Origin of the sequence: Paenibacillus sp. 2TAB23 (assembly GCF_052115165.1) — a bacterium.
Lineage (GTDB): Bacteria > Bacillota > Bacilli > Paenibacillales > Paenibacillaceae > Pristimantibacillus.
Map to the genome: position 1 here is coordinate 17443 of NZ_JBFRGD010000032.1, position 23728 is coordinate 41170.

Annotated in this window: 16 protein-coding genes and 1 pseudogene; 4 read left to right on the forward strand and 13 right to left on the reverse strand. The window is 48.8% G+C overall.

From position 1 onward, the window contains the following. Positions 1-281 precede the first annotated feature (281 nt). Complete coding sequence (locus AB4Z29_RS29305) at positions 282-641, reverse strand: winged helix-turn-helix transcriptional regulator (protein ID WP_441946492.1); 360 nt, start codon at positions 639-641, stop codon at positions 282-284. 134 nt (positions 642-775) lie between these two features. Between AB4Z29_RS29305 and AB4Z29_RS29310 the strand changes: the two genes are divergently transcribed. After that, entirely contained in the window at positions 776-1408 is a 633-nt protein-coding gene (locus AB4Z29_RS29310) for an FMN-dependent NADH-azoreductase (RefSeq protein ID WP_441946493.1), read from the forward strand. 389 nt (positions 1409-1797) lie between these two features. Here the strand turns inward: AB4Z29_RS29310 and AB4Z29_RS29315 are convergent, their stop codons facing one another. The 5 genes from AB4Z29_RS29315 to AB4Z29_RS29335 form a co-directional block, all read right to left on the reverse strand. Further along, entirely contained in the window at positions 1798-3408 is a 1611-nt protein-coding gene (locus tag AB4Z29_RS29315; RefSeq protein ID WP_441946494.1) for a hypothetical protein, read from the reverse strand. Between the two features lie 194 nt (positions 3409-3602). Next, positions 3603-4910, reverse strand: a complete 1308-nt coding sequence (locus AB4Z29_RS29320; protein ID WP_441946495.1) for a family 4 glycosyl hydrolase — start codon at positions 4908-4910, stop codon at positions 3603-3605. A 62-nt stretch (positions 4911-4972) separates the two neighbouring features. Continuing rightward, positions 4973-6517 (reverse strand): extracellular solute-binding protein, encoded by a 1545-nt coding sequence (locus AB4Z29_RS29325; RefSeq protein ID WP_441946496.1) that lies wholly within the window; start codon positions 6515-6517, stop codon positions 4973-4975. A 55-nt stretch (positions 6518-6572) separates the two neighbouring features. Beyond that, positions 6573-7445: a carbohydrate ABC transporter permease gene (locus tag AB4Z29_RS29330; RefSeq protein WP_441946497.1), complete on the reverse strand. Its 873-nt coding sequence runs from the start codon at positions 7443-7445 to the stop codon at positions 6573-6575. A 17-nt stretch (positions 7446-7462) separates the two neighbouring features. Continuing rightward, a complete protein-coding gene (locus tag AB4Z29_RS29335) occupies positions 7463-8407 on the reverse strand; it encodes an ABC transporter permease (RefSeq protein WP_441946498.1) in 945 nt (314 codons plus the stop codon). Between the two features lie 261 nt (positions 8408-8668). Between AB4Z29_RS29335 and AB4Z29_RS29340 the strand changes: the two genes are divergently transcribed. The 3 genes and pseudogenes from AB4Z29_RS29340 to AB4Z29_RS29350 all read left to right on the forward strand — a co-directional run bounded on the left by AB4Z29_RS29340 (position 8669) and on the right by AB4Z29_RS29350 (position 14219). Next, positions 8669-10972: a helix-turn-helix domain-containing protein gene (locus AB4Z29_RS29340; RefSeq protein ID WP_441946499.1), complete on the forward strand. Its 2304-nt coding sequence runs from the start codon at positions 8669-8671 to the stop codon at positions 10970-10972. Positions 10973-11820: 848 nt separating this feature from the next. Then, positions 11821-12693, forward strand: coding sequence for an IS3 family transposase (locus AB4Z29_RS29345; RefSeq protein ID WP_441946521.1), 873 nt, complete (start codon positions 11821-11823; stop codon positions 12691-12693). Positions 12694-12775: 82 nt separating this feature from the next. Continuing rightward, positions 12776-14219, forward strand: a pseudogene (locus tag AB4Z29_RS29350) (IS1182 family transposase). A 192-nt stretch (positions 14220-14411) separates the two neighbouring features. Here AB4Z29_RS29350 and AB4Z29_RS29355 read toward each other — a convergent pair. The 7 genes from AB4Z29_RS29355 to AB4Z29_RS29385 form a co-directional block, all read right to left on the reverse strand. Next, positions 14412-14573 carry a hypothetical protein gene (locus tag AB4Z29_RS29355; protein ID WP_441946500.1) on the reverse strand — a complete coding sequence of 54 codons (162 nt, stop codon included), beginning with the start codon at positions 14571-14573 and terminating at the stop codon, positions 14412-14414. Between the two features lie 484 nt (positions 14574-15057). Further along, positions 15058-16950 carry a sensor histidine kinase gene (locus AB4Z29_RS29360; protein ID WP_441946501.1) on the reverse strand — a complete coding sequence of 631 codons (1893 nt, stop codon included), beginning with the start codon at positions 16948-16950 and terminating at the stop codon, positions 15058-15060. Beyond that, on the reverse strand, positions 16943-18682 hold the full coding sequence (locus AB4Z29_RS29365; protein WP_441946502.1) for a response regulator: 1740 nt from the start codon (positions 18680-18682) through the stop codon (positions 16943-16945). Before AB4Z29_RS29365 ends, AB4Z29_RS29360 begins: the two co-directional genes overlap by 8 nt. A 169-nt stretch (positions 18683-18851) precedes the next feature. Further along, positions 18852-20396, reverse strand: coding sequence for an extracellular solute-binding protein (locus AB4Z29_RS29370; protein ID WP_441946503.1), 1545 nt, complete (start codon positions 20394-20396; stop codon positions 18852-18854). A 171-nt stretch (positions 20397-20567) separates the two neighbouring features. Continuing rightward, positions 20568-21443 (reverse strand): carbohydrate ABC transporter permease, encoded by an 876-nt coding sequence (locus tag AB4Z29_RS29375; RefSeq protein ID WP_441946504.1) that lies wholly within the window; start codon positions 21441-21443, stop codon positions 20568-20570. A 12-nt stretch (positions 21444-21455) separates the two neighbouring features. Next, positions 21456-22403 (reverse strand): ABC transporter permease, encoded by a 948-nt coding sequence (locus tag AB4Z29_RS29380; RefSeq protein WP_441946505.1) that lies wholly within the window; start codon positions 22401-22403, stop codon positions 21456-21458. A 172-nt stretch (positions 22404-22575) separates the two neighbouring features. After that, a complete protein-coding gene (locus AB4Z29_RS29385) occupies positions 22576-23616 on the reverse strand; it encodes a LacI family DNA-binding transcriptional regulator (protein WP_441946506.1) in 1041 nt (346 codons plus the stop codon). Positions 23617-23728: the final 112 nt, after the last annotated feature.

The window sequence follows — 23728 nt, forward strand, 5'->3', positions numbered from 1 at the left end:
ATTATTAATTAAATGAAAACGCAACGCTGTCTCGCTATACTGGCAGTTACCACATATCGAAAACGACGATCAGGACGAGGTGTGTGAAGCAGATTTGCTCCACCATAAAAAACCACACCGAATGAAGTGGTTCAAACGAAATTGCATTCCTTCGTAACTGCAATCCAGAGTCACCTCACCCGAAGCGACTCTGTTCATTTATAGTGGCTCTCATACATTGGTTCCGTCCGCTCGCCCCCCCCAAGCTACAAAATAGAACCGGACTAACGTTATTTCTAACGCTAGTCCGGTTCTATTGGCTCATTTTCTGCTTCTCCGAGCTTCTTTCGCTCTATATGGGCCGCTCCCCATTGGTGCAAGGCTTCTATAACCGGGAGCAGGCTCATGCCGTATTCCGTTATGGAGTATTCCACTTTCGGTGGAATTTGCGGATAAACGACTCGTTTAACGATCTCTTCCGCCTCTAATTCACGTAGATGGAGCGTAAGCATCCTTTGCGTAATATCGGGTAGCAATCTTCTTAGTTCATTGAACCGCAAAGGTTTGCCTTGAAGCAAATGATGAATGATAATCGGCTTCCACTTGCCGACGATCGAATCCATCGCTACAGCGAATCTACATTGGTCAGGGTTCTTTTTCATACATCAGCCTTCTTTACAGTACCTTTTTTTATACTATACCACATTATTGTGCCTACTTAACATAAGTAAGTATATATAATATGATCATCCTTGAAAGTGTAAGTAATCTGATTACAGAAGGGAAGTTTTGATTCATGGCAACTGTACTCTACATCACCGCACATCCGCTAGATCCTGAGGCATCTTTTAGTCTCGCGGTAGGCAAAGCGTTTATTGAAGCGTATCGCGAAGCAAATCCGACAGATGAAATTGTTCAATTAGATCTGTACAAAGAGAATATTCCGCCGTTTGATGCCGATGTTTTACGCGGTTGGGAAAAGCTTCGGTCGGGTTTATCGATCAACCAACTGTCTGATGCCGAGAAATCCAAAGTAGATCGTCTTGGGGCAATTGTTGATCAATTCGTGACCGCTGATAAGTACGTATACGTATCACCAATGTGGAACTTCTCGATCCCGCCGGTTTTGAAAGCATACACGGATGCGACTTCAATTCCGGGAAAGACGTTCAAATATACCCAAAATGGCCCTGTAGGCTTGTTGCCCGGCAAGAAAGCCTTGCACATTCAAGCTAGCGGTTCCGTTTATTCGGAAGGCCCTTTTGCAACCCTTGAAATGGGGTACAGCTATTTGAATAAGATTTTACAGTTCTATGGGGTTCCATCGATTGAGGCAATTTTTGTGGAAGGAACTTCCTTATCGGAGCAGGCTCCATCTATAAAAGAAAAAGCAATCGCACATGCGAAGAAAGTTGCCCAACGTTTCTAATGTAAGCTCAAAAAGATCACATCTACTGAAGTCCACCGAAACAGTGGACGCATCGCGGACAGAACCCCGGGGTTCAATTGGGCCCCACCAACAAAAAATAAAAAAACCACTTCTTATGAAGTGGTTTAAGTTTAATGTTTTGTGGAGCCTAGGGGGATCGCCTCCCTTTATATACAGAATTTTTTCTCATTACATTCTCACTCTTCTGTGAAAGTCTCAAACAGCCCCGAATTATGCGATATTCTAACTTAAATTAGACATAATTATTATCCACGATAATTGATTCTTGTGGGAGTGTACAATAAATTAACATCGGGCCCAAGGCTGTTTCTTATAAACTGTTTAGAAATAGGGTCACAGTTCAGGTTGACTTGTGGGGGAGTGACTTCCTAAAGCCACCATTCATTATCTTGTACATTTCCGATATCTTCGTTATTCCATTGAAATGTCGTCTGTTTTCCATTAAGCAGCCACTGACTCGGGCATGTTGTCTCCATCCAGTCGAGCGGATCGCCAGGTGGCAGCTCTCGGGAAGCAATGTCGAAAGAAACCCGCAAGGCTGCCTTATGTTCCTCGGTCGCGATTGCTGGATCGATAGAGACAAAAAGCGGTGTACCGCTGCCTGCGAGCAGGTCCAGCCATTGCTTGTTCAAATCCCAAGGCACGTCACTCGTAATGCCGATGCAATCGGCATCATGGCTATAGAATGTATTGTGTTGTGGCATACGGAACGCCAGCGTGTTAACGCCCATGTAACGCGTGCGCTCCCACGACTTGCCACTCGTATCGTCTCCCGTGCGCTGGATTTCGAACAGTCCGGCAGCAAGATGGCTGATCGTGTTGCAGCCAATCAATAAACTGTCGCCTGAAGCTTCGGCAATAGTCCGATATAAATTAAGCACAATTTCTGCTGTCGTCTTCGAACTGTCGCTGAACGGATAGGCTAAGAAGTTCACGTCAGACTTCATCGCAAAACCCCACCCGCCTAGCAAATCATAAGTGGAGAAATCATGCTTAATAAGATCATAGCCCCACTCTGACATCTCCTTTATCGATTGTGCAATGAATTCAAGCACCCCAGGTACCGTCGGATCGAGGACGCTATCCTTAGTGCTCGTAGAGTAACGAACCCATTCTTTCGGCACGTTCGGATCAGAGGACATCAACGGCCTGCACCAGATGCCTGGGCGTACGCCAGTCTTCTTCATCGCTTGTGCAAGCCCCGCCATATCAGGGAACATGTCGCTGCCTATCCACGGCGCTCCCTTGCAGCCGCCTCCTCCGCTTGCAAGCTGCCATCCGTCGTCTATGACCATGAATGGGCGGTTATCCTCCGATGAAGCGAGTGAGGATATAAACGCAGAGTCCTCGAGTATCTGTTCATGCGAGCTGTTGCCATATGCGTAATACCAGTTATTTCCCCCATAAACGGGTTGTAACGGCAATTTAGGCTGCGGGCACATCATTTGGCAAAAACGCTTAGCTGCTGAAAACGCCGATTCTTCCTCATTGCCTTGGAACGCAACGAGCACCGCAACGTCAAGCGATCTATCGCTGAGTGATACGCCGACTGCTCCATTACGAACATCTGCCGTGAAGGTTATGCCCTCCCGATCGAGTTGCCAACTGCAAAATGCGCTAGGTCCTGTCCGAACACCATACCCGTTCGTAACGCTGCCGTCATTCGTTAGGAAATACCATGGCATTACTCGTTCAGGAACAATACCGCGCCATTCTAAATCGCCATATGCCCGCTCCCAATGGTCGCCAAGTACGAGCAGTTTGCTTTCCATACGCTTTGACCAGCGGATTTTGATCGTTAGAATCGGCTCTACTGGAGAGTTCAACCTCAGTCTCAGAGCAGCAGATTTCTCTGGCTCCAACTCCACGACAACCGTACCTCCAATCCACTTTCCCGTTTCTAGTTGAGTTAAACGCCTCCAACCTTGCTCGGTCTTTACTCGTATATCATTCGGATGCATCATATTAAGTTGTGTCAACTTTTTGATCCCTTTCTTTGCTCTACATTGAGAATCTAAATAGAAAAACTTGATCATGTAAGGATATACTGACGATTCTATCGTTAATACATACGAAATCCTTTCGTCAGTAAAATTGACCTTGCGGACCAATAGAAGGACATAATCAAAGAGACACCTGCCATAATGGAAGAAACCGGTGTGAGAACATGTGCCTAATTGAACTGCGGCAGTAAATCTGCATGAATTTCCAGCATCTGGTCAACGGCTACATGAGCCGCTTCCTTATTGCTTATAGCCGGATCAAGATCGACTGCCCTATGCACAAGCGATCTATCGCCTTTAGCCGCTGCCTCGGCTACGATTTCATGCACGTCGGAGATTTGGCGCATGATTAATACCAGTGCATCCGGCAATACAGGAATAGCGATAGGTTCCCACTCTCCTGCGTCAATCCGAACAGGTACTTCGACGATACGCTCTGTAGGCAATTGCGCAATCGCGCCGTTATTGCGAATGTTCATGATGTCGAACGTACGCGTACCTCCAGCCTCCATAACTAGTGCGACATCAACGGGATGCTCCCAGCTTGGATGGTTAAACAACACTTCCCAATCGGAGCTCTTGCCACAGGCAATAGCCTGCAGCTCCGATAGACGCTGCTTCCGCTCATCCTCCGTACCATGATAAGGAGGAGTGGTCGTATAATGAATGTCCGACTGCACCGGCAGATATTCGGCATGATGATCGACGGCACCCGCCGCCACCGCGCCATACTGAAGAAGCCACCTGCGCATCACTTTCAGTTCGCGGCGCTTATGCTCGGGCAAACCTGGCCAAACTCCATCCTGTACATATGACACTAGCTCAGGCAGCAGATCGGCACCCGTCTTCCTATCTATCATCGATACAACCCAAGCAAAATGGTTCAACCCGGCCGTTAAGATGTCAACCTCCTCCGACTTTTTACCGACAAGACCAGGCAAGAAGGCGTAGCCGTCAGCACCTTGGTAGGCAATATTGCAAAAGCCCGCTGCTCGAATCGATGTATAACGATCAATCGCCGTCACGACGCGCGGCATCGGATTTGTTACGTCCAGCACTCTAGCCTTGGGACAGAGCTCCTCCATATCGCGGCATATATCTAGGAGAAGAGTAATGGAACGCAGCCCGTTCATGAGCCCGCCGACACCTCCGCACTCTCTCGCCTGATCAGCCATGCCCAGCTCACTCAGAATATTGTAATCCATTTCCCAACGGCGCGATCCCTGCGGCGAAGCTGATACAATGACGTAATCCGCCCCTACAAGCGCTTCACGACGGTCGGTTGTAGACGACAGGCGAACAGTAACCCCAAGCTTCTCCGCAATGCTGCGTCCCGCTCCTGCCATCGCTTCCACAACCTCCGCATTCGGATCAACAAGCACTAGCTCGTCGTCCATCAAGCGATGGTTAATGATGACATCCTCCAACACCGTAGGCGCGAAGACGAAGCTTCCTCCGCCAATCAATACTAATTTCATAGTCGTTCTCCTCCTATAATTCGAGAAACCCGCAGCCTAGACCGCGGATCTCTCTGAACAGGCTATTTTTTTTGTGCGGCTTGCCATTCTTTGAACTGCTTCTGGTATTCAGCGACAACTTTATCAAGTCCAGCCGCCTTCAAGCTTTCCAGCGCAGTCGGGAAATGTTTTTCGTAAGGCACAACACCCATCTTGATTGGAATAATATTTGATTTCACGACAGACAACACGTTCGCATATTCAACCGCAATCGGCTCCGTGTTTAAGCGGAAGCCCAGAACAGGCGAGAATTCAACCGGATTGGTCGGCTCTATCGTCTGCGCTTTCAGTTGAGCCTCAGGCGTTTTGGAATCGAACAACATGTAGTTAATATTGCCTATCATCCAAGAATCGAAGTAGTAGTTCTCGCCATTTTCGTCGTCGATGTAGTCAATTGTGCGTTCACCGGATTTCGTGTAATGCGTTCCTTCTTCCCCGTACAGKAACAGATTGTGATTATCCTTGTTGCTATATAACCAGTTCAAAAACTTGATAGACGCTTCTGGGTGTTTGGTGGTAACTGGTACCGAGTTCGTGTTGCCAAAAGCAAAAAATTGCAGCAGTGGCTTATCGGAAGCTAAATAATCTTCGGCAACAACTGCCGTCGGATTGTTCTTCGCAACGGTGACGGAAGAATACAGAGCACCGTTCGTACTGAAGAGGAAGTCTCCCAACCCCATTGCCTTATCGCGTTCTTCTTTCTTGTAGGTCAGAATATCCGGGTTTATCAGCTTCTTCTCGTACAATTGGCGAAAGAAGTCGGCGTCTTTCTTGAATTCTTCGCTCTCCAGCCACGAAGTTACGTTTCCTTTTTGATCCACCTTAACGATTGAATCACGATAATCGACATAAAATGGCCAGGAATCATACGTGCGGTGCAGGAAGTTCGGCGAACCGTCGGCTTCTGTCTGAACATACAGATTTTTATCTGCAATCTTCTGCATCTTCTCTGCCGTGGCAATGAAATCCTCCGCCGTTTGCGGGAACGACACGCCTGCTTTTTCTAGTAGGTCCTTTCTGTATCCGAGAGTTCCCATCTCGCCGCTTCCAGACGTTTCATACCTCCATAAGGCAGGGATGGAGTATATTTTCCCGTTAATCTTCGCACCTTCCCAAGCATAGTCGGGAATCAATTTTTTCAGATCGGGGCCGTATTGATCAATCAGATCGTCAAGCGGCTGAAGGGCGCCGCGGCCAACGTACGAGCCTACGGGAACGGTGCCGTTCTCCATCACTTGAAGCAGTTCGAACTCCTCGCCTGTACTAAGCATCAAATTCGTTTTCTGATCCCATGCATCCCAAGGAATATAGTTAATCTCAAGCTTTACATTGACACCGTCTGCGATTAGCTTCTCATTCACTTTATTAATTACGTCGTCCATTAACGGCTTCGCAGTTCCCGGAACAACGTATCGTACCGGTAATATTTCCTCTGTGTTTGAGCCCTCGTTTGATGCATTGTCTTTGTTGCCCCCATTGGTGTTGGCGGAATTGCTACAAGCCATCATAAGAACGACGAGCATAACAATTGCCAGACTAGCAGGAATAAACCGGAGTTTTCTTTTCATTTTTCTATTTCCCCTCTCTGCATCTTTTATTATATATAGCTTTTCAGCGATATACCTAACCTTTTCCTGCTCCAACGATAAGCCCCTTGAGAATAAAGCGTTGCAGGAATGGATAAAGCAGAACAATAGGGCCTATTGTTATAATGGCGATCGCCATCTTGAACGATTCGGTCGGAGCCGTTATGTTGGAAGACGCAATCCCTTGCATTTGATTGATCATGTTGATCTCGGACTGCAGCTTATATAACAAATATTGAAGAGGATACAAGCTTTCCTTATCGATCAACATGATGGCGTTGAACCAGTTGTTCCAGTAACCAAGCCCATAGAAGAGTGCGACAGTCGCTAGCACTGGCATGGAAAGTGGAAAAACGATTCGGAAGGCGATATAAGCATCACTAGCTCCGTCAATTCTGGCCGATTCCAGCAAAGCCTCAGGTAGTTCCTGCATAAAGTTTTTCACAAGAAACAAGTTAAACGGGCTGAATAGCAGCGACGGTATAATTAGGGCAAGCACATTGTCCTTAATACCAAGTAGATCATTCATCATATACCACGGGACTAATCCTGCATTGAAGAGCATGGTTATGAAGAAGATCAAGCCCAGCCTGTTGCGGTAGCGCACTTGTCGATTGGCAAGCGTATACCCGGCCATGCCTGTGATAGTGACGGCGGTGATCGTCCCGATCACCGTGACTGCTATAGAAACCACATAACTCTGCAATAATTGGCCGTTGCTTGCGAATACCGATTTGTATGCCGCAAGAGAGAAGTGATCCGGAAAGAAGCTGTAACCATTCCGCATGATCGTTTGCTCGTCCGTAAATGATACGATTAATACGAGTACTATTGGCAGTGTGCAAATCAAAGCGAAAATAAATATAAACGCTGTGTTGAAAAATTGAAAAAAATCTACCTTTTTATTCACGTATGAACCCCCTCCCATTAGAACATGGCACTGTCTTTGTTGACTTTCTTCACAATCCAGTTCGCAGACAGAACAAGTATGAAGCCTACGATCGATTGATACATGCCGATCGCCATCGCGATAGCCGGGTTGCCCGAAGTTCGAAGCGTACGATACGTATAAGTATCAATTACGTCAGTCGTAGAATATAGCATGCCATTATCGCCGATAATGGCGTAGAACATGCCGAAGTCGGAGTAAAATATTTTGCCTATCGCCAGCAAAGTCAGAATCGATACGGTAGGCATTAGCATTGGAATCGTAATCGATTTAATTTGCTGCCAGCGGTTGGCCCCGTCGATTCTAGCTGCTTCATATAACGAGTCGTCAATGGACGTAATAGCCGCCAGATAAATAACCGCCGACATTCCGGTTTCCTTCCATACGCTCAGACCTACTAAAATCCACGTCCATGGCTTTGGATCGGCATACCAGTTGTGCCTGTCGAAGCTTAACGACTCCAAAAGATTATTAATGAGGCCGTGTTCGGTCCCGAAGAAGGAGTATACGATATAGCTGACAATGATCCATGACAGAAAGTGCGGGAACAACAGCGTTGATTGTGACACGCGCTTAAATACTCTTGAACGAACTTCATTTAATAAGATTGCAAAGAGCAGCGCAACGACCGTACCGAAAAAGATCGACAGGAGATTGAGCTTGATCGTATTCCATGTCACCATAGACGCAGCGGTCGAGTTGAAAAAAAACTCGAAGTTTTTCCAACCCACCCACTCACTGTTGAATATTCCTTTCGTATAATTAAACCGTTGAAAGGCAATAACCATATAAGGCAGCGTCATGTAGCCGTATATAATGGTGTAAATCAAGGCTGGCAGTAGCAATAAATAAGAGACCGGATTTTTCCGGATGTCGGTAAAAAAGGTGTACCGCCCTGCTCGTTTTAAACTGGTGCGTTCCATAAGTCGGTTTCCCCTTTCGTGTTGTTTTGTGTCGATTTGCCTGTTCTCAGTATGGGGCGGTCATGTTGTAGCTGTATAGTTTAAACATTTGAAAACCGTTTAAAATCAAGTTATTTCGACACTTTAAATATTAGATATAGCTATAATTTTTGTGAAAAGTGTCTCTTCTACGTTGCAATAATTAAGCATCTATTTTAAAGTTTGGATATCGGCAGGTGAAAGCGGTTTATTAGTATAGAGAATTGGGGAGGAATAAGCCGGATGAAATGGAGTCCGTTTTTTCGCTATGCCGTATATCGAAAAATGCTGATTAATTTCGTATTGCTTGTCGCCTTAGCTGTAATAGCCGTGAGCAGTATGCTCTACTTCCTATTCGCCGCTAAGACCGAACAAACGATCAGCAAGCATGTCATCTCCATGCTGCAACAGACAAGCTATGCCTCTAATATCGTGCAGGAGCAGATTGGAACGATCGGCAGTCATATGCTGAACAACAACCGCATTATTACGGTACTCATGAACAAGCAGCTTGACCGGGTACAGGATCGGGATGCCATGGATATTATGATGGACATCCAGTCCACGTACCCATTCATAAAGCATATGGGTATTTATAACGACAATACAAAACGCTACTTGAGTACGGCGGGGATGCCTTTCGAGCTGAATGAACGGGAAAAAAAACATTTAGCGAATATGTCTGATCTTACATATATGAGTTACTTTACGCAGGAGCTGCGCCCTTCTTCTGCTGAAAGCACCAGCTCAGTTGAGCATGTCATCACCTTCATCCTGCGTCCCAATTATGCTCTTGCCTCCACTTACAAAGGAGCTATCGTCATTAATGTGGATGAAAAATATATACGGAGCACGATAAAATCGATAAGCAGTGGCAGTGATGACGTCTTCGTTATGGATTCTACAGGACTTATACTGTCCCATACCGACCCTAACCAATTTATGAAGCAGTTCAATGAGCTGCTTTATATTCAGCGTATCTTGGGTGCGAAGGAACCGTCCTACCATTTTAAAACGAATATAGACGGCAAAAGCCAGCTTGTTACGTTCGTACGATCCAGCCAGCTAAATTGGTATTTTGTTAGTATTAAGCCTTATAATACTCTTATCTCGGACATCTCGACGCTGCGGGGCTATACAGCGCTGGTTGCATTAGCCATTATCGCCATCGGTGTCTTTATCGCCTATGTTGCGACAAACAAGCTGTATAACCCGCTTGGCAGACTGATCGGTAAGGTACGTGAGGTGACGGGAGTGGGAGAAAATGCAGATCAGGAACGGAATCGCAACGAGTTCTCGCTGTTGTCGGAGGCCTTCACGAACGTTGTCGATCAGGCGCTGTCCATCGAGAGAGTTCAACAGCAGTCGCTGCCCGTTTTGAAGAAGACGTATTTGCAACATTTGCTGCGTGGTACACATATCGACCTGTCTGCCACCCATTTACTCCATTCGGAGATCAATGCGCCGTTCACAAGCGAGTATTATACAGTTATTCTTGCAATCATTGACCGTTATGACGAATTCGAGCATAAGTATAACCAGACGAAGCAAGGTTTGTTCCGTTTCTCGATCAGCAATATTAGCAGTGAGCTGTTAATGAAGCATGCCTCGAACGAAACGATCGTCGTTGACGAGAGGACGCTGGCCATTCTCATGATGCTTGATTCCCCAATTGATCCAGTTAAGCTGTTACTTACACTTACGGAAGTCCAGGAGGTTATCAAGAGCTACTTCCACTTCACAGTATCATTTAGTATTGGCGATATGGTGAGCGATCGGAATGACATTCAGCAATCGTTTTCGTCCGCTCTGGAATACTCGAATTATCGTTTCTTCTTCGGTCATCAAACGATTATTCAAGCAGATATGATCATTAGTCAGCATAACTCGGCTCATGCTTATCCATCGCAGACTGAGAAGAGGCTGATCGAGTCGCTACGATTGAATCATGCTGACAAGATCGAGCAGTCGCTTGGCCAATTCACGAAGAAACTGCGCGAGATGAGCTACTATCAAGCGGTTCTTAGCGCGAACCAACTGCTTGGCTCGCTGATGCGCGCATTCGACGAGACATTCCCTATTATGGAGGACTATTCGAAGGAATATTACGATACAGTCAATACGTTGCCGAAGCAGGAAACGTTAGAAGAAATGCAGGTTCTGCTATGGGATTTTTGCAGGCTCATCAGCGTGCTCGGTGAGAAGAAGCAGCCAACGAAGGCCGAAAGTGTCATCGATATGGTTTGCACCTACTTGCAGGAACACTATCACGAATCGGATCTTGGTATCGAGTCGGTCGCTAGCGAGGTTAAGCTCTCGTCCGGCTATTTGGGCAAGCTATTCCGCAGCCAAACCCAGGTATCTTTCAACGACTATTTAAAGAACATTCGGATGGAGGAGGCGAAGAAGCGACTGCTCTCAACGAGCGAATCGGTAGCTATCATCAGTGAGAAGGTCGGCATTCTTAACTCAACCTATTTTTTCACCTTATTCAAGAAAACAACTGGCCTCTCCCCCTCCCAATTCCGGGAGCAGCATGGGAAGTAACACTTGCTAGCAACAGGACCTCATCCATACCTAACATCGAGTTATGAGTTCTTGCTTAATAATTGGGGTCTACCCGTTGTGTGCGAATACTTTTGGGGAAATCCCTGAGATTTAAATAATTAATAAATCGGTACAAGCATCCATGGATGCACATCAGGTGCTTGGAGCAATTCTAGCGTTTATTCCATTGGCAGCATTCGCCGTATACCGTAAATTTCAATCGATGTTTGTCTGTGACATGTCGCTTTAATGAGCGGCAATCTCTACCCTTACAATGAAATATTCTAGCTATTGGGATATGCCAGTTATCTTTAATCCATACTTTAGAAAGGTATTTAGAGAAACTTTACCCCAAACGCTCCTCATGCCTACATGTAAGACAGGAAGAGGAATGAGAACTTCCTCCATTAAATTTGATATGACATTGTCGCAACTAAAAACGCCGGACTCGTTGAATCCAGCGTTTTTAGTTGCGATATGTTATTAGTAATTGCGAATTACTATTTGCTCTTAATACTCATATGGGAAAAGAAAAGTTAAAATCTGAGGGAGGGCTCGAAAAGCCAGCAGTTAGAGACACTGTTATCCATATATTGGAAGTATCTGAAGTAGCTTTTAAGCGAAGAAAAGAAAGATACTCCTTCTAGTTGCTAGCCTCAGCATAAAGAACAACAAAAAAAGGGTGCCGAAAGTAAACTTGAACTGTGACCCATAAGAAGGACACTTTTAAAAAAGTGACCCTCTTATGGGTTATTTGTGTTTTAATCGAAATATAGGGTCGAAGCGCTCGAGCGGCAAAAGAAGAAGCGCTAACGGCCGCTGAGCGCTTTGAGATCGTCAACCGTACTATTCGGGCGTATGGCCTAAAACGCATGACGCGTTATCTGTGTGAGCTTGTAGATGTAAGTCCGAGCGGTTACTATAGATGGCTTGCAACCGAGGATCAACGCCAAATTCGGGCAGCAGCTGACGAAGAGGACATCGTACTGATCAGACACCACTTCGAGGCCCTGAACGGCAAAGCAGGTGCGCTGGTCATAAAAATGCGTCTTGAGCAAATAAGCCATGTCGTCATGAATCATAAGAAGATCCGGCGTCTCATGCGCAAGGCAGGCCTAGTAGCAGTCATACGACAAGCTAATCCTTATCGTAAGATGGCCAAGGCAACTCACGAACACCAGACTTGCCCTAACCTGCTAGAGCGCCAGTTTAATCAAGCCGAGCCCGAGAAAGTATTTCTTACAGACATCACTTATTTACGCTATGGAGGCGGTCAGTGGGCATACCTTTCCTGTGTAAAGGACGGTGCCACCAGGCAGATTCTTGCCGACTGCGTGGCAGCCACGCTTGAACTTCCAATTGTTGAACGGACACTTCAACGCCTTTTAGAGCGATTAGACGGATATATTCATCCAGAGGCCATTTTACACTCCGATCAAGGGATGCATTATACACATCCTAAAACCCGTCTTTTCATAGCCGATGCAGGTTTTAAGCAATCTATGTCGCGCAGAGGAAACTGCTGGGACAATGCCCCCATGGAGTCGTTCTTCGGTCATATGAAAGACGAGGTTGATTTCATGGATTGCCAAACGATTGAGGAAGTACGCGTTCGAGTTAGAGATTACATCAACTACTACAATTCAGAAAGATATCAGTGGACATTAAAAAAGATGACCCCCGATGAATTCGAGGCCACTGAAAAACTCCAACAACTATAAACAGGATGCCCATCTCAATTATTGAGGGAGGGCATCCTGTTTCCCTGTATAATTAAATAATTAATTTCAGGTGGTGTCTCGGATGATTTCAAACCAACTATCTCTTAATCTTAGTCCATTTATGGCGATATACGATATCGTCGTACCCAAAGATAATATGCTTCGTCAAATAAATGATCTTGTAGATTTTTCATTTGTTCATGCAGCATTACAGCATAAATACTGCCTCAACAATGGTCGCAATGCAGTGCCTCCCATTCGAATGTTCAAATACCTATTGTTGAGATCCATTTTCGATGTATCCGATGTGGATGTTGTGGAACGTTCTAAATATGACATGTCCTTCAAGTACTTTTTAGATATGGCTCCTGAAGATGAAGTCATTAATCCTAGTTCACTAACGAAGTTTCGCAAACTTCGCTTGAAAGATGTGGATCTGCTTGACATACTTATTCAAAAAACCGTGGAGATCGCGTTGAAAAAAGAAATCATCAAAAGCAGCGCAATTATTGTAGATGCCACCCATACGAAAGCACGTTTTAATCAGCTATCACCCAGAGAAATATTAATGCAAAAGTCTAAATTGTTAAGAAAATCCGTTTACGAGATCGATGAAAAAATGAAGGATAAATTCCCACCGAAAACAACGACGAACAAATTATCTGATGAACTGAACTATTGCCAAAAAGTTATAGATACAGTAAAAAAGAAGGAATCTCTTCGTGAATACCCAAAGGTGAAAGAAAAGCTGAACTACTTAAAAGAAATCGTAGCTGATCACCATGAGCATCTCCAACTCAGCAACGATCCAGATGCACGCATAGGTCACAAAACGGCAGACTCCTCGTTCTTTGGCTACAAAACACATCTTGCTATGAATGCAGAACGAATCATTACAGCTGCGGTGATTACCACTGGTGAGAAAAATGATGGAAAACAACTTCAAACTCTCATTGAAAAAAGTCGTGACACAGGCATGAAGATTGATACCGTCATTGGAGATACTGCCTATTCTGAAAAAGATAATATTCAGTATGCCAAGCACAACGAATTACACTTAATATCAAAATTAAACCCTAATATCACACAAGGAACTCGTAAAAAAGAAGATGCATTTGAGTTTAATAAAGATGCAGGGATGTACGTGTGTAAAGCTGGACATATGGCGATTCAAAGAGCCCGCACAAGCAAGAAAGGTAAGAATAATAACCAAAAGAATACTTACATGTTTGACATTGAAAAATGCTAAGCATGCCCAATGAAAGACGGGTGCTATAAAGAAGGTGCGAAAAGTAAAACTTATTCTGTAACCATAAAATCGACCGAGCATAAGGTACATGAGGCCTTTGAAAATAGCGATGAATTTAAAGGGAAATCAAAAGAACGTTATAAAATTGAAGCGAAAAATAGTGAACTCAAGCATAGACACGGGTATGATGTTGCATCGTCCTCGGGTCTTGTTGGCATGCAAATGCTGGGCTGTTAATCTCAAGCGAATCATTACACTCATGAAAGATTCAAAGTAAAAGAATAAAGTGAAAGGCGATAATCCGTTCCAAAGTGAACGAAATATCGCCTTTTTGATTTAAAACAAATCTTAACAAATTAAAAACGCAAGTTTTTCAGTGGCCTCGATGAATTCAGAGGTCATCTGCTAGCTAGTTGAGTTAAGGGCTCTTTGTTTTAATCGTCTACAATTCGGGTCACAGTTCAGCACCTTAGTCTCTTATCCCCTTATTTATTTGATTGTTATAGTAATCTTCTTCAAGCTTCTTCAAGTTTTGCTCAGCCTGCAGCCAGATATCTGGCAGCTGCGCGTCTACCTTCTGATTGGCAACCGCTAAGCGGTCTTTCAACGATTCATTGGACTTCTTATCCAAACGTAATCGCCTCCCTTATGAAATCATTCATGTTTAACGATACCACAAAACCAAGTAGCACTCAAAGAAATTGATCCTTACAGCCGGTCCCCCATGTACTCTTCTTTGGCCTCTTCGATGTGCTGAAGCGTAATAGCTGTTGCTCTCAAAATCGTCTTACGCTTTGATTTCATGTAGATCTGCTCCATCTCAGCAAAACTACATGTCGCAAACACATGTGCTATCTCATCAATCAACTGGCTTTTCGCATAATTGTCAATAGCTCTTGTGTAAAAATCCGTCGTTCAGAAGCCGTTGTCGCAGCGACGCCCCGTCTTTTATGATAATTCCCGTCCATTTGCCGGCATCGCCGTATATTTTGATCTCATGGTGGAATTGACCGACACTTACCTCTCCCGATCAAGCTCCGATATCGCGTCCCGTTCAACGAAGCCGTCTCGGCAATCGTCTTCCCGCGATGCCTGCGATTCCCAATAATAGCTAGCTATTCAGCCTCATTATCGGCTGAATCCCGGGAGGCCGCAAGCACCGCTTTCATCCGGACCGTGACGGAAGTGCCCACGCCGAGCCGAGAAGAGATGCTAAGGCCATACCCTTCGCCGGAATATAGCTTGATCCGCTCGTTTACGTTAAACAATCCGTAGGAGCTTCCGTTGCCTGTATGATCGCCGGGACCGATCCGCTCCTCCGTCAGCAGACGACGAGACAGCTCCTCTTCCATGCCGATGCCGTTGTCCGATATCACGAATACGAGATCGCCTTGGTCCAGCTCCACCGCAATATCGATCAGTCCCTTACGATCCTTCGCCTTGCGGATGCCGTGCAGCAAGGCATTCTCGACAATCGGCTGCAGAATGAGCTTAGGCATCCGATACGCCTCCAATTCCTCGCCAACCTCCACCTTGAATTCGAACGAGCCGAGGAAACGGCTCTGCTGAATTTCGAGATACACCTCGGCAAGACGCAGCTCGTCCGTCACGCTGACGATCGTGTTGCCTTTATTGAGACTCAGGCGGAAATACTTCGCTAAACTATCGATCATCATGCTAATGTCGGTCGCTCCCTTGCCGATCGCGATCCAGTTAATCGTATCCAGCGTGTTATACAGGAAATGCGGATTGATCTGCGCCTGCAACGCCGACAGCTGAGCTTCGCGCTCGCGAATCTCGGCGGTGTAATTCTCTTCGACGAGCGTTCGCACCCTTAGGATGAGATGGTCGACGCTTCGCTCCAGCATATGGAAGTCTCCATTAACTGCCGGCAGCTCTTGCAGCCCGTCAATCGCATCCCTGCCCTCCTTGCCTTCCTTGCGAATGACGGTGATGACATGGTTGACGCGCCTGTTCATCCCCCGCACGATAATCGCTAACAGGACAAACGGCAAAATCAGGAACAACGCGATATACTCAATCAGCGAGCGCCACTCCGACCGTTTCGTCAACCGCTGCGTAGCGGGCGACAACTGGGATTCCGTTCCCTGGGCGACCAGCTTCCAACCCGTAGGCGCAAGCGTCGTAAACAGCACGTCGCTTTTCTCGTTGTTTAGCGTTAACGACTTCGTCCCTTCGGCCTCGCCATTCAGAGCATCCCGAAGATGCGGATCAACCGCCTTGCCGATCAGCGAGGCGTCGGGATGATACACGATTGTACCGTCCTGCGCAACAAGATAAACCGCCATACCCGGAGAGAACTGCAGCTCGGAGAGAATCTTGGAAACGATGTCCTGCCGGACGTCGATCATGAGCACGCCCGACACTTTGTCGTAATCACCCGGATCTCTCAGCATGCGCGCGGCGGACATGATCGTCTCGTCGGTCCCTCCGAGATAAGATTCCTTATAGACGCCCGTCCATACGATACCGCCGTTGCCCTCGATGATGGAATGGAACCACGGCCTGACCATCAAGCTATCGAGCGTGAAGAAATTGACTCGTTCTTCCGCGTACAGCTTGGATTTATCCACAAACAGCCGCATGTGGTACACGTCGGAATTCGACTGCACCGTCTCCACCAAATAACGCAAATCCTCGATGACCTTGATCTGCGTGCCAATGGATTGATCGCTCGAATTAATCGATAAGTACGAATGCAGGTTGGCGTTCATGAACGCGGCGTCGCTTATATCTTCGATGCGCTCGAGCCGGTAGGAGAGATTGCTCCCGGCTTGCTTGAGCGCTTGCTGCATCGTCCGGACGACCTCGTTCCTCAGAATATCCGCGGAACGCGAGTAATAACCGTACAAAAAAATGCCCGCCGGAAGCACGATGAGCAGCAGATATGCGATCAGCCAAGCCCGCGGAATCGAGAAACGACGAATCGCCGCTGTCTGGCGCAGCGGCGATAATAAGCGCAGAGCGGCTTCCCGGACTTTACGCATGGGAGTCCCTGTATGCGCTAGGCGTGGCGCCAGTCACTTTTTTGAACAGCTTCGTAAAGTAGCTGGGATCGGTATAGCCGATCGCGTAACAAATATCGTAGAACTTGTATTGCGGATCGAGCAGCAGCACTTTGGCCTTGTCCACGCGCACTTGGGTCAAATATTCGCCGACCGTCTGCCCCGTCTCCTGCTTGAACAATAGACTAACGTACGTGGAGGACAAATACACCGCTTTGCCGATATCGGCTACAGTGAGTCCGCCATTGGCGTAGTTCAGCTCGATATACGCGCGCACTCGCTCCACGACGTTGGCGACCTTGCCCGTCCGTTTCTCCCGGATGCGCTCGCCGACGGTGGCCAAATACGATTCGATCAACCTTCGCATATCCCTTAGCGTCTCCTTCTCGTACAACGCTTCCGTCAGTTCCGCTTCCATGGCTTCCAGCTCGGGATCCCCCGTGCCAAGCTCCATGAGAAGCTGACCGATCGCAAGGACCAACTGCAAGCATAGATTGCGACCGTACTTCAAGCCATCCGGCCTGCTATAAGACAAGCTGGCGAAAATCGACTCCACGGCCTCGCCGACTTTGACTTCGTCGTCCGCCTTAAGCGCGGAAATCAGCTTTTCGTTGAACTCGTAATCGTATCGTCGCAGGGCGCCGTCCTCAGGCTCGGCGCCCTCGAGACTATCCATCGTGATGATGCGGTTTTTGCCCAAATACCACTTATAATCGGCCGCCTCGCGAGCTTGCTTGTAAGCCCGCGCCAGTCCGGACAACCCGCCGGCCAAATCGCTAATGCCGATCGTCGCGCCGATCTTGAGCCAACGCTCCAAATTGGACCTGAGATCGCCGGCGAGCGCGAACAACGGCTCCGCCGCTTCGGTCGCGGAATCTCCGCCCGGCTCCGCCACCTGCAGCACGCCTACGAATTCGCCGATCCGGTGCTCAAAGACGTAACCTCGCATATGGGCGTCGAGCAGCTCCTGATAAATGTTAAGCACCGAATACCATAACAGTTGGCGGTCGCGCTCGGAACGGCTCGCCATGACATCGGCAAGATCGTCAACGGAAACGACCATGACCCAGTAGGAGGCGTTCACGGGCAAATTCAAACCCAGAAACGACACCCGCTCGGCCAACTCCGATTTCGGCGCCCCCTCACCGATCATCGAGAGCAGAAACTTCTCGCGCAGCAGCGGCATGCCTTCCTTCAGCTTAACAAGCAGCTCCTGCTTATGAATCCGCTCGGAGCTCTCCGCGTCCAGATCGGCGACGACGCGCTTAATGACCGTGCTCAGCTCCTGCAAATTAACCGGCTTGAATATATAGTCGACCGCGCTGACCTTCATCGCCGACTTGAGATAATCGGCGTCGTCGTGCCCGCTGACGAAAATGATCTTGATGGACGGATATTCCTCCGAGATGCGTTGCGACATCGTAATGCCATCCATGCTCGGCATCCGGACATCCGTCAGAATCAGATCAGGCCGATCGCGGGCGATCATCTCGAGCGCGACATCCCCGTCATCCGCTTCGCCCCCAACATCGATCCCGTAAGCAGCCCAATTGAAATAGGAACGCAATCCCGCCCGAACCGTCGGCTCGTCATCCACGATAAGCAGTTTATACATCGCCCGCCATCTCCCTTCTTCTTGTCTAGCGTCTTGCTTCGCAAGCTCGGCATGCACCTTGTCGATCGCTGCATCGCGAACGGATACGCCATCTCGCAATGGAAGTAGACCGATACGCCTTCCTTCTTCATTTCATTTTGTCATTTAATTATGGGCGAAGCAAGAATGGGGAATATTGCGGCGCGATCGTTTTGCCATGACCGGAGGGCAGATCGTACAAGAAAGCAGCGAGCGTCACAAATGATCGCCGCCGCTTATCCTGTTGTCGTTATTTGGTCGTCGCGTACCAGTCGTTAATTTCCTTCGATACGACTTCCCCGCCGGAGGACATGAACTTGGATTGGAAATCGGCAAGTCCTTCGATGGACTCGGCGCCCGCGATCAATTTAACCGTGTAGTCGCCAACCATCGTGCCCAGTTGCTGATTCGTTTTGGAGTATTGCTGCATGTAAGGAGCAAGACCCAGCACGTTTTTGATTTTCGCTTCGGCCGCCGTCTCGTTGTTCAGGAAGCTGAACGCTTCGAACATCACCGGATTTTTGCGAACGCGCGCCTGCCAGTATTGCGGATAGTTTTCTTCGTCCGTGCCAGCCATGTAGTTGTTCGCCAGGTTGCGCTCGTCGGTGAAGATCGGCTGGATTGGCTCGTAAGCGCCGTCTACTACATTATAGTGCGTGCCCTCGACGCCGATCGCCATGTTTTTGAACGTTTCCGTTTCCAGACTCGCGTTGATCCACTTGATGGCTTCTTCCGGATTCTTCGATGCTTTCGGGATGTACGTCAGACGGTCGAAGCCCGCGTTAGCCGCGAAGCCTGCTTCGCCGTTCGGACCTTTAAGCGCCGGAATGAAAGCGAATTTAGCTTCCGGCTTTGTCTTCGTAAGAGAATCCGAGATGGCCGGAATGTCCGCCCAGTGAACGACGATGGCGCCGGCCACGCCGCTCGCGAATTTCTCCTTCGCAGTAGCGTCTTTGTTGGCTACGAATTCGCGGTCGATCAGCCCTTGCTCGTACAGGCTGCCTACGTAAGCGACATAGTCCTTGTAAGCCGGATCCATAACGCGCGACACCAGCTTGCCATCCACGTCGTTCCATGTATTGGCGATGCCGAAAGCGCCGACGAGGTTGTCGATCATCGATTGGTCGCCTTTGATCGTAAGCGGTACGTTACGGTCGCCGTTGCCGCCCGGATCCTGCTCCTTGAATTGCTTCAGCACGTTCGTCAGCTCATCGGTCGTCGTCGGCATGGACAGACCCAGCTTGTCGAGCCAATCCGTGCGAATCAAGATGGAGCTGTTGATTTCGTACGTGACGGTTGTCGGGATCGCATACAGCTTGCCGTTCACCTTTAGCGCTTCCATCGATTCCGGCTTGATGGCCGCTTTGATGTTTGGACCGAATTCTTCGATAAGCGGCGTCAGGTCGACAAGGGCGCCTTTCTGCGCGTAATCCGAATACAATGCCATGTCGCTGTAGGAAGTGACGATGTCGTACGCTTCGCCAGAGGACATGATCAGGTTCAGCTTCTCCGCCCATTTGTCTTGGGGCAGCATATCGTATTGCACTTTATAGCCCGTTTTTTCTTCGAGCAGCTTGGCTACCGGGTATGCATTGTAATCGTCGTTCTGCCATACGTTCAATCTTTTCAGGCCTGGCTTCTCCGCGTCCGGCTTGGCCGTCGCTTCGGTTCCCGCGTTCGTTCCGTTGCCGGATCCTTCGTTGTTCTTGCCGTTGTTGCCGGCACAAGCGGCCATTGTCGTAACCAGAAGCGCGGACATAGCCATAACGGACATCAGTTTGTAAGCTTTTTGCATAATGAGACCCTCCTGCAATTAGTATAATCTATATCATTAAGTTTCCATCAACGTTCCGGATGGCGGGCGATTCTCCGGTACCTGAAGTCATGCCCTGACGCTCATCGCGCAGGAAGTTGCTGGAAAAGTTAATGCCCTCTGAATCTGTCTTGCCCGGCTGCGATCAACAAATCAACCTTTGACGGAGCCGATCAGCACGCCTTTGATAAAATATTTCTGCAAGAAAGGATACACTAGCAAGATCGGAATCGTGGATGCGATGACCGTCGCCGACCGAACGCCTTCCGCCGGCACGTTCATGAGATCGTCGGCAGACTTGTCGAGTGCCGAAGACGTATCCGCGTTCATGACGATGTCCTGAAGGTACAGTTGCAGCGGCTTGAGCGACGAGCTGTTAATGTACAGCATCGGGTGGAAGTAGTCGTTCCAGAATTGAACAGCGTAGAACAGGCCGATCGTCGCAAGCACGGGACCGCTTAGCGGCAAGATGATGCGGAACAAAATCGTGGAATTGTTCGCGCCTTCGAGCTTGGCCGATTCTTCAAGGCTTGTCGGCAAGCTTTCGAAATAACTTTTGATGACCAGCAAGTTGAATACGCTGATGAGCGCCGGATAAATGAGCGAACCCAAATTGTTGATGAGGCCCAGCTCGCGGATCAATAGATAGTTGGGGATGATGCCCCCGTTAAACATCATAGTGAAAATGAACAACACGATGACGATGCCCATGCCCGGAAGCTCGCGCTTCGACAGCGGGTAAGCGGTCAGCGCCGTAATGAGCAGCGACGCGAAGGTGCCGATGACCGTTATGAGCACCGATATCCACAACGAGTTCAGGAACTGGCTGTTCGTGACGACGAACTTCATCGTGTCGAGTTGGAAGCCGACCGGGAAGATCCCTACTTGTCCGGCCAGAATCGCCCATTCTTCGCTGATCGACTTGGAGAAGACGTTGACGAACGGGAGCAGCGTGATAAGTCCCATCATAACAAGCACGACATAAATCAAGCCGTCGAGCGCAAAATCTTTGGCCGTTCTTCTATACATGAATGTTCCTCCTTACCAGATGCTGCGATTCAGGAATTTGCGGCTGAGCATGTTGCCGATGACGATAAGCAGGAAGCCGACCGCGGAATTGAATAGGCCAACCGCCGTACTGAAGCTGTAATCCTGCTGGCCGAGACCCATTCGGTACACGAAGGTGCCGATGACGTCCCCGCTTTCGTACACGAGCGGATTGTACATCGTAAGAATTTGTTCCGTCCCCGCCTCCAGCAGACTGCCGATCCGCAGGATGAACATGAGGACAATGGTGGGCAGCATGCCCGGCAGCGAGATTGACCACATCTGTCTGATCCGTCCCGCTCCGTCGATGGCCGCGGCTTCATATTGCTCCTGCTCGATGCCCGCGATCGCGGCGATAAAGACGATGGCGTTCCAGCCGATTTCCTTCCACCCGGCCGTGAAGACGACCAAGCTTCGGAACAAGCCGTTGTCGGTAAAGAACGAGATCGGCTCTCCGCCGAACGAACGAATGATTTCGTTCACGATCCCGCCGCTTGGCGACAGGATGTTAAGGAACAAGCCTGAGATGATGACCCATGAGAGGAAATGGGGCAAATAGATGATCGTCTGGATTGTGCGCTTGAAGAACATGCGCCGCACTTCGTTGAGCATAAGCGCGATGACGATCGGGATCGGGAATAAAATCGTTATTTTGTACAAGCTGATGAGCAGCGTATTAATCAGCACTTGCAGGAATTCGTCCGAATGCCATAGTCGCTCGAACTGCGCCGTGCCTACCCACTCGCTGCCGGATATGCCGCCGAAGATGTTGAAGTCCTGGAAGGCGATGATGATTCCATACATCGGCGTGTATTTGAATAATAACAAGAATACAAGGCCCGGAATAAGCAGCAAATACATATCCAGATTGCCTCGAATCAGCTTCCAGCGCCGTCCGCCGGTTCCGAGGAGAGCGCCTTCTCCTCCGCTACGTTTGCTCACGTTCTCCACCTACTTTTCTCTGTCTTGTCTCTCATTGTAGGGGAGACTGCGAATGGGGAGTAGCGGTCGATCCTTTTATTTCTGGTCTTATTCGACACAGTTTGCTACCGAACCAGGGAACGAAAAAAAACGCAAAGCCTCCTATCGACCCTGCGTTTGCTGGTATATAAAATCAGAAGCGTTCCCTCATGCTTGCTCCTGCATGGAAACCGCCGCGCAGCCTGACTTGCTCGTAGGGAAGCAGCGGGTTGGCGATTCGGCGCAGCATGAGCTCCGCGGCTCTCTCTCCCGCTTCCCTGACCAACAGCAGCGGCCTCGACAATCCCGGCAGCGACGGGTTCTCCTCGTTCTCCATAGCCACGAGGGATATCTGTTCAGGAACGCGAAGTTCAAGATCGCCGGCCGCTTCGTACACCCAGGCCGCCATCCCCGGCACTGCGCTGATAACGGCCGTGAAAGCCCCGGCGCTTAGTCGCTCTTTAAGCTGCGACAGCCAGAATAGCCGATCCGACGCGGGGCTGACGACATGAATGGCTGGTTCGGCGAGGCTCTCCAGCCCCAGCCGCGCAGCTGCCGCCGTGAACGCCTTCCAGCGAAGATGGAAGCCCCGCAGCGGCTCAATGTCGATCACGTACAGGATGCGGCGATGGCCGCGGCGGTATAGCTCCTCCACCGAACGCTGCATCGCGTATTCAACATCCCAGATAACACTGTCCACCTCCGCCATATCCGGCGGATAGTTGATGAGTACTTTGGGCATGGGCAACTTCAACAGCGCGGTCTCCATCCACTCCGGCAGCGCCGCAGTAAGGAACAGACCGTCCGAGAAAAAGAGGTCGTGTTCGGCAAGCCATGCCTCGAAGGGGGCTCCCTCGGAAACGGTTGGCGGGATGACGAGCGGATACAAGGAATGGCCAAGCTCGTCCAAACGATATTGGACGCCTCCAAGCTGCAACCGATGAAAATTCGTGTCCCCGATAATCAGCATCGCAAACCGCCGCGGCCTTGCGTTCGTCCAAGGGATCCGCTCCGCGGACATCCCCGCCTCCTGCTCCTTGGTCAGGTAACCAAGCTTTCTCGCCCGATCGGCAACCGCCTTGCGCGTCGACTCCGACATGCCCGGCAGCCCGCGCAGTGCCTTCGACACCGTATGAATCGTCAGTCCCAGCTCATCGGCGATCGTCCGCAGAGTAACCGCTTTCTTTTTTGGCATGGCCTCTCCCTCCCTCCCACATACGAGATTAATTTGATTGTAACAAAAATGAAACTATAATCCAGTCTCTTTCTCTCCTAGAATGAAATCGATTCACCGATCATGCGACAGA

What these genes read in the sequence shown, in the direction of transcription:
- AB4Z29_RS29305 (WP_441946492.1), bottom strand. Translation starts at nt 641, where the DNA reads ATGAAAAAGAACCCTGACCAATGTAGATTCGCTGTAGCGATGGATTCG.
- AB4Z29_RS29310 (WP_441946493.1), top strand. Translation starts at nt 776, where the DNA reads ATGGCAACTGTACTCTACATCACCGCACATCCGCTAGATCCTGAGGCA.
- AB4Z29_RS29320 (WP_441946495.1), bottom strand. Translation starts at nt 4,910, where the DNA reads ATGAAATTAGTATTGATTGGCGGAGGAAGCTTCGTCTTCGCGCCTACG.
- AB4Z29_RS29335 (WP_441946498.1), bottom strand. Translation starts at nt 8,407, where the DNA reads ATGGAACGCACCAGTTTAAAACGAGCAGGGCGGTACACCTTTTTTACC.
- AB4Z29_RS29340 (WP_441946499.1), top strand. Translation starts at nt 8,669, where the DNA reads ATGAAATGGAGTCCGTTTTTTCGCTATGCCGTATATCGAAAAATGCTG.
- AB4Z29_RS29360 (WP_441946501.1), bottom strand. Translation starts at nt 16,950, where the DNA reads ATGCGTAAAGTCCGGGAAGCCGCTCTGCGCTTATTATCGCCGCTGCGC.
- AB4Z29_RS29370 (WP_441946503.1), bottom strand. Translation starts at nt 20,396, where the DNA reads ATGCAAAAAGCTTACAAACTGATGTCCGTTATGGCTATGTCCGCGCTT.
- AB4Z29_RS29375 (WP_441946504.1), bottom strand. Translation starts at nt 21,443, where the DNA reads ATGTATAGAAGAACGGCCAAAGATTTTGCGCTCGACGGCTTGATTTAT.
- AB4Z29_RS29385 (WP_441946506.1), bottom strand. Translation starts at nt 23,616, where the DNA reads ATGCCAAAAAAGAAAGCGGTTACTCTGCGGACGATCGCCGATGAGCTG.